General features: G+C 33.4%; 8 protein-coding genes. 4 read left to right on the top strand and 4 right to left on the bottom strand.

The window, feature by feature from the left end; all coding sequences use genetic code 11:
- The first annotated feature begins 144 nt into the window (after positions 1-144).
- The 4 genes from HAW63_05995 to HAW63_05980 are packed head-to-tail and all read left to right on the top strand — an operon-like array spanning position 145 to position 2,844.
- Positions 145-501 carry a response regulator gene (locus HAW63_05995; GenBank protein ID MBE8163518.1) on the top strand — a complete coding sequence of 119 codons (357 nt, stop codon included), beginning with the start codon at positions 145-147 and terminating at the stop codon, positions 499-501.
- A gap of 49 nt (positions 502-550) precedes the next feature.
- Positions 551-1,102, top strand: coding sequence for a 16S rRNA (guanine(966)-N(2))-methyltransferase RsmD (gene rsmD, locus HAW63_05990; GenBank protein MBE8163517.1), 552 nt, complete (start codon positions 551-553; stop codon positions 1,100-1,102).
- Positions 1,103-1,124: 22 nt separating this feature from the next.
- Complete coding sequence (coaD, locus tag HAW63_05985; GenBank protein MBE8163516.1) at positions 1,125-1,589, top strand: pantetheine-phosphate adenylyltransferase; 465 nt, start codon at positions 1,125-1,127, stop codon at positions 1,587-1,589.
- A gap of 34 nt (positions 1,590-1,623) precedes the next feature.
- A complete protein-coding gene (locus HAW63_05980; GenBank protein MBE8163515.1) occupies positions 1,624-2,844 on the top strand; it encodes a pyridoxal phosphate-dependent aminotransferase in 1,221 nt (406 codons plus the stop codon).
- Between the two features lie 5 nt (positions 2,845-2,849).
- On the opposite strand, the gene HAW63_05975 is transcribed toward HAW63_05980, so the two are convergent.
- The 4 genes from HAW63_05975 to HAW63_05960 all read right to left on the bottom strand — a co-directional run.
- Positions 2,850-4,175 carry a PhoH family protein gene (locus tag HAW63_05975; GenBank protein MBE8163514.1) on the bottom strand — a complete coding sequence of 442 codons (1,326 nt, stop codon included), beginning with the start codon at positions 4,173-4,175 and terminating at the stop codon, positions 2,850-2,852.
- A 15-nt stretch (positions 4,176-4,190) separates the two neighbouring features.
- Entirely contained in the window at positions 4,191-5,294 is a 1,104-nt protein-coding gene (locus HAW63_05970) for a GGDEF domain-containing protein (protein MBE8163513.1), read from the bottom strand.
- 3 nt (positions 5,295-5,297) lie between these two features.
- Positions 5,298-6,371 (bottom strand): hypothetical protein, encoded by a 1,074-nt coding sequence (locus HAW63_05965; protein MBE8163512.1) that lies wholly within the window; start codon positions 6,369-6,371, stop codon positions 5,298-5,300.
- 19 nt (positions 6,372-6,390) lie between these two features.
- Positions 6,391-7,142 (bottom strand): hypothetical protein (locus tag HAW63_05960; GenBank protein ID MBE8163511.1); only part of this gene is annotated, 752 nt, incomplete at its 5' end.

Raw genomic sequence — 7,142 nt, 5'->3', positions numbered from 1 at the left:
CTAAGTATGAGTTTAAATATAATGAAAAAATTTTTAGGAACAATAACGGTAGATTCTGTTGAGGGAAAATACACGGCTTTTTTTCTAAGTTTTCCATTAGTCGACGGGGAAAGTAAAGGTTAAAACATATTTTAAAAGGTTCTTATGTCTAAAATACTAATTATTGATGACGAAGTTTCTTTAAACAAAGCCTTGTCCAAGGTTGCTGTATTAAGCAACCATAGCGTAAAGTGTGCATTTTGTTTAAAAGAAGGCTTAGAAGTATGGAATAGCTTTTTGCCAGACATCGTGCTTTTAGATGTTTTTTTACCCGATGCCAATGCCTTGCAGTTTATTTCTAAGTTAGATTTAAAAGGGGCAAAACTAGTATTAATGTCTGCCCACGAAGAGTTAAATAAAAAGCAAGTGCAAGGCTTTTTGGGGGTAGATTTATTTCTTCCCAAGCCGTTCTTAAACATTTTTAAAAGCTTTCAGCAGATTACTGCTTTGTTAGAGAAATAAAAGTATATTCTTTCTTGTTAACAAAGTTTTTTTATTGTAACACTCGGGTATGAAAATTATAGCAGGGCGCTTTAAGGGGCAAAACCTACAATCTTTTAAAAACAAAAATATTCGCCCAACTATGTCTAAGGTTAAAGAGACGGTATTTAATAAAATTCAATTTCAAATTGATGGAGCACGGGTTTTAGATTTATTTGCAGGCACAGGGTCGTTAGGTTTAGAGGCGCTATCTCGAGGGGCGGCCTTTGTGGATTTTGTAGAAAAGCACCCCTCCTCTTTAAAAATTTTAAAAGAAAATATTAAAATAGTAAAAACAGAAGATCAGGTAAATATTTTTAAAGAGGATGTATTTTCTTTTTTGGATAAAAAACATTCTACTTATTTGTGGGATATTATTTTAATAGACCCTCCTTTTACACAAAAATTGGCCAATGATGTTATGCTTAAAATTGCCACTTTACCGTTTAGCAAAGACGAGGCAATGATTATAATTGAGTCTACTAAGCATGAAATCATTAAAGATAGCTATATGGATTGGCATTTAAAAGACCAAAAAAACTTTGGAGATAAAAAGTTATCTTTTTTTTCTAAAATATTATAGTACTATTAACCAAGGGGCAGGTATGAAAACTTTAGTATATGCAGGTAGTTTTGACCCTATTACTTTAGGGCATTTAAATATTATAGAAAGAGCAAGCCATTTGTGTGATGAATTAGTGGTACTGTTGTCTTCTTCTAAAAACAAAAACTATCAATTTACCATAGAGCAAAGGCAAAATTTTTTAAAAGAATCTACGGAATCTATCAAAAATGTAAGGGTGGATTCTTTTGGTGGTTTATTAGCCGATTATATGCAAAAAAATAGCTATACTTGCTTGTTAAGAGGGCTTAGAGGGCCAAAAGATTGGTACTTAGAAGAAACTATGTTTATCACTAATAAGGCTTTGTCGGGCAATTTAGAAACGCTGTGTTTGTTAGCTAGCCCTAAGTACAGACACATTTCTTCTTCTTTGGTAAAAGAGTTAACGCCTCATTTGGTGGATTGGAAAAAATTTGTTCCTCCTTGTGTGGAAAAGTGTTTAAAGTAGTGGTTTATTATAAATAACAAAAGCATTTAAAATTATGAAAGACACTAATTGCCAAGCTGTTACTTTATCTAAAGCCATACAAAAAATTACCGCTTCGCCCACATTGGCTTTGGCGGCACACGCCAAGCAACTAAAGCAACAAGGTGTAGATGTAATTTCCTTAGCCGTGGGGGAGCCCGACTGGGACACTTTTTCGGTTATTAAGCAGGCGGGCATAGAGGCTATCAATCAAGGTTTAACAAAATACACACCCGTGTCGGGAACGCCGGATTTAAAGACGGCGATTTGTGAATTTACTTATAAAGATATTGGAATAAAATACGACCCCAGTTCGGTAACGGTGTCTACGGGGGCTAAATTTATTTTATTTGCAGCTTTGCAATCAGTATTAAATGCTGGTGATGAAGTTTTGCTGCCTGCTCCATACTGGGTTAGTTATCCCGAAATGATTAAATTAGCAGGAGGGGTAGTAAAGTACATTCCCACATTAGAGGCAAACCAATTTAAACTACAAAAAAAACAATTATTAAAAGCCATTACAGACAAAACTAAAGTTTTAATTATTAATAGCCCCTCTAATCCTACGGGAAGTATTTATTCTCCAGAAGATTGGAAAAACTTAGCAGAAGTATTGCGCATGCACCCTTCATTGTTAGTGATTAGTGATGATATTTATAAGTCTTTAATTTTTTCAAACCACTGTTATAAGCATTTATTAGAGGTGGCTCCCGATTTAAAAAATCAAGTACTGTTAGTAAATGGCGTTTCAAAATCTTTTTCTATGACGGGTTGGCGTTGTGGCTGGGGCATGGGGCCGGAGCATTTAATTAAAGCCATGAGCAATTATCAAAGTCACTCTGTTAGCTCGGCCTGTTCTATTTCGCAAGCAGCCAGTGTTATTGCTTTAACAAAATGCAGTAAAGAGATAGAAAAAAGTAAGGCATTATTAAAACAAAGAGCAGAGTGCTTAGAGACCGAGCTATTAAAGCTACCAAAAATTTCTTTTTTTAAGCCAGAGGCAACATTTTATATTTTTTTAAATATTCAATATTATTTAGGAAAGTCTTTTAATGATAAAGTAATACAAAGTTCGGAAGATTTTTGCAAAGGCTTATTAAAAGACCAAGCTTTAGTTACTGTTCCGGGAAGCGCGTTTGGGGCCGAGGCTTATTTACGCCTTAGCTTTGCAGTAGAGGAAAAAGTAATTAAAGCGGCAATGCAACGACTAATTACTTTTACTAATAAATTAAAATAATAGTTTTATAAAATGTTTGAGGCTAATTCGGCTAACTCTGATCGCTCGCCTTTTTGTAAATTAACATGACTGGCTATGGCATGGTCTTTAAATTTTTCACTAATATAAGCAAGACCACTGTTGGCGGCGTCTAGGTAAGGATTGTCTATTTGGTAAACATCTCCGGTAAGAACAATTTTAGTTCCTTGTCCAGCGCGTGTAATAATTGTTTTAATTTCGTGGGGGGTTAAATTTTGTGCCTCGTCCACAATTAAAAATTGCTGAGGAATGCTTCTTCCTCGAATATAGGTAAGCGGTTCTATGCTAATCATTCCCTGATTAATTAATTCTTGTGCGCGGTTAGAAGATTTATTTTCAGAACCCATTAAAAAATCAATATTATCAAAAATAGGTTGCATCCATGGGTTTAGTTTTTCTTCTACACTTCCGGGAAGGTATCCAATGTCTTTGCCCATGGGAAATACGGGGCGACTTACCAATAATTTTTTAAAATGATTTTCATCTAAAGTTTTATACAAGCCAGTAGCAATAGCTAATAAAGTTTTTCCAGTACCCGCTTTTCCTGCCAGTGAAACTAAGGCAATGTCATCATTTAATAAGCTGTCTAAAGCAAAGCTTTGTTCCATGTTGCGAGGCTGAATCCCCCAAATGCTTTCTGTAGACATATGTAAAGAGACAATTTGTTTTTTAATGGCATCATAGCGGCCTAAAGCTTTATGGTTGGGCTGATTGGAGTCTTCTAAAACAATATATTCATTGGGGTGTAAAGCAAGATCACCTTTTGGCTCTAGGTAGCGTTGTTTATAAAATAAGTTAATGTCTTCGGAGGTTGTGGGAATACTACAGTAGCCTTCGTAGGCTTGGTCATCACTGCCGTGATCGGGTTCATAGTTTTCCGCAATGACTTGGCAAAGGTCGGCTTTAATTCGTAAATTAATATCTTTAGTAATCAGTTTTACTTTATCTTTAGGGTGTTTTATTTTTAAAGACAAAGCGGTTGCTAAAATTAAATTATCATTTTTTTTGTAATCTAAGTCATACTTATGTAAAATATCTTCTGGAAGCAAAGGGTTGCTAGTTACATAAACCGTGGATTTTTCTAATTCTAAACCAACCCCTTCGGATAAATTTCCCTTAGCTCTTAGCTCGTCAATAAAGCGGCTAAAATGCCTAGCATGTCGCCCATTTTCGCCTGGGTCTCTTTTAAATTTATCAACCTCCTCGATAACAGTAATGGGAATGTAAATGGAGGTGTTGTGAAAGCTAGTTAAGGACAGGGCATTAAACAAGATAATGTTAGTATCTAAGATAACTCTAGTATTAGACAGAATAACTCCTTGGTAGAATTAAAAGGTAGTTACTTTATTTCGGCCTTCTGCCTTAGATTTATATAAGGCTTTATCTGCTCGATCAAAAACATCTGTCCATATTGTATCAGATGCCTTTCTTTCAGTAACCCCTAAAGAAATGCTAACACGAAGCTCCTCTTCTTGGAAGTTAAAATTATAATTATCAATACTTTTTCGTAAGCGTTCGGCAATATCTGTAGAAAGAGATATTTTTTGAGGAACTATTAAGCAAAATTCTTCGCCACCATATCTGGCAAAAAAGTCTTCATCTCTAATAAGAGTAGAGCTAATTACTCGAGACATTTCTGTAAGAATAAAATCTCCACAAAGATGGCCGTGTTTATCGTTAAATTTTTTAAAGTGATCAATATCAAACACAATCAGGCTAAATGGTTTTTTAGAAAGCATTTTGGTCGTAATATTGGCCTCAAAAGCTCTTTTATTGCTAATATTGGTTAAAGAGTCAATTAAGGATTGCTGGTATAATTGAGAGGAGCTAATTGTTTCTACATTTCCTTTTTCTAAAAACTTAAAAACTAAATTTCCTAGCTTAATTTGATCATTATTTTTTAATATTACTGGCTTCATGGCGGGTTGTTTTTGTGAATTAATAATTAATCCATTAGTGGATTGTAAATCTATAACTTGCACTTTTTGCTCCAAAGTTATTTGAAACTTTAAATGACTTTTGCTAATACTAGAATCGCGAACAATAATTGACGAAAAAGAACTTCGCCCTAATATTTCTATATCACTAGACAGCAACCATTGTCTTCCTACCAGCTCGGGGTTTCCCACTAATAAAATAATTGCAGGAGGAATACTTTTTAAATTCATTTTATACAAAGCATAATCAGCCTCACTTAATGCATCTGTATTTTCTGTATCTAAGTTTTTGGCTTCTTTCTTTGGGCCATTTGCATTTAAGTTTGCATCTTGTGTTTTTATATTTTCATTGTCTAAGTTTTTAAATTTTTGTTGCAAAATATCCGCTTTAGAAAACTGACCTTCTTCTTTAAGGGCTTTGTTTTTTTGTAGAGCATTATTTTCCGTTTTTTGAAAACAACTAGCTATTTTAGTAAAAAAATTTTTTATTTTCATATATTATATTACAATATTACTTTCCACATGGCTGTAACCTTTCCATTCTTTTAAAGTACCTTGAAACTTTGTTCCATCTATTTTTTTATCTAACAATACATAAACCATCTTAGTTACCTTGCCAAGTTTTTCAAAATCTAAAGAGGTAAGTTCTGTCCAAGTTCCTGTGTTAAAGTATTCTTTTTCTTTACTAAATTGTCGGTATTGATAAATGTGAGTGTGTCCAAAAATAACAGAGTGAATGCTTGGTCTTTTTAAAATTTTTTTTGCAGAATCTGTAAAGCTAGGGAATACAGAGTTAACAAAAGCATTTTTTATAATATAGGTAATAGAAAAGCGTTTTGGAAGAAGGTTTGCAGAAACTTTTATAATCCAAAATAGTAATTTTGTTAGCGTCTTTAACATAAAAACAGGCTTACTTATAAAGCTCCAAACAATCATTTTGTCAAAAGGCCGTACTTTATCAATGGAGGGGTATGCTTTTTTAATATTTAAAACAAAATCAACAAAAAAAATAGAGCCTAAAGATAAATTTAAAATAGGGGCGGGCATATTTTTTTTAATAAAAAACTTTTTAGGATTACTTCGGTTCATTGCCTCATACATGTGCCCATGTTCTATATGAACGCCATTAGTTATGTAAGCAATATTTTTATACTTAACAGGGTGGTTAATGCTTTTGTTAAACAAGCGCTGCACTTTTGGCCACAACATAGACTGATCATGATTGCCAATAACATAGCTAACTTTATGATTAGGGTTGTTGCAAAACTTTTTTAAGCTAGAAAAAAACAAAGGATGGCCTTCAATAATAGTGTTAAACTTATGCACATCTATATTTTCTGTAAGAGTAATGATGTTTTCACCCTTATAATCTACTTGTAAAAAATCAAAAATATCGCCATTAAAAACTAGCTCTACTTCGGCATCAAAATATTCTCCAGAGGAATAATGGGTAAGAAATTCGGCAAAATTTTTATCTGCCCAAAACTCTTCTAAAATATTTACCTGACCAGAGGGAAGATATCTTCCTTTGCCGAGGTGAAAGTCACTGACAACAAGTTTTATTGTTTTCATTAAAGTAGTTCCTGAAAACTTAAGACACTAAAGACAGTTCAGAATTTTCTGCATCTCCAATTTCTAAGCTGATTAAAGTTTGTCTTAGTAGTTTTATTGTATTTCGCAAAGTTCTTTCTTTTTCATTAACCAGATTAGAAAATTTTTGTAACTTTTTCTTATCATTGGCGTTAATTCTTTGTAAAGTGTTGATTTGTTTTTGCAAGTCAGAAATAAATTTATTTTTTCCATCTAAAAGAGTTAATTTTTCTCGCTCTATAATTGCAATACGGTTTTCTAAATCACTGGCAATAAGCTTGTAAGTGCTTAATTTTTCTTCGGTAATCAATTCTGATTCTTCTAAGCTCTTTTTTAGGCCGTCCATTTGTTTGTTTTGTTTTTCGATAGTTATTGTAAAAATCTTTTCTTCTGTTTCTTTAGAGCTTTTTATTGCATCATATTTATTTTTTAAATCTACTAAATCTTGCTCCGAGTTATTAGATCGCTGCTTCCAAAGTTCTCCAGCAGCGGCCACATTGGCATTTTCTTCATGTAAGGTTTCAATATTTTTTTGTAATTCTAAAATTTTGTCTTGAGCAATGCTTAAGTACTCTGCAGTTTGTAAACTAGAGTTAACTGCAGAAGGTGTTGTGTGAGGTGTTGGTGTTTTTTCTACCAAAACTTGTTCTGCCAAAATTTGTTCTGCCGATGCCTTTGCCACATTGACTGTTGGCATTTCTGCTGCAGCTATTTTTTGGGGAAATTCTATTACATTGGCTTCTTCTGACATGT

The organism is Pseudobdellovibrionaceae bacterium (assembly GCA_015163855.1).
Taxonomy (GTDB): Bacteria; Bdellovibrionota; Bdellovibrionia; order Bdellovibrionales; family UBA1609; genus JAAOIH01.
The sequence above is the reverse complement of the archived record's forward strand: the minus strand, read 5'-3'. Positions and strand labels throughout refer to the sequence as shown.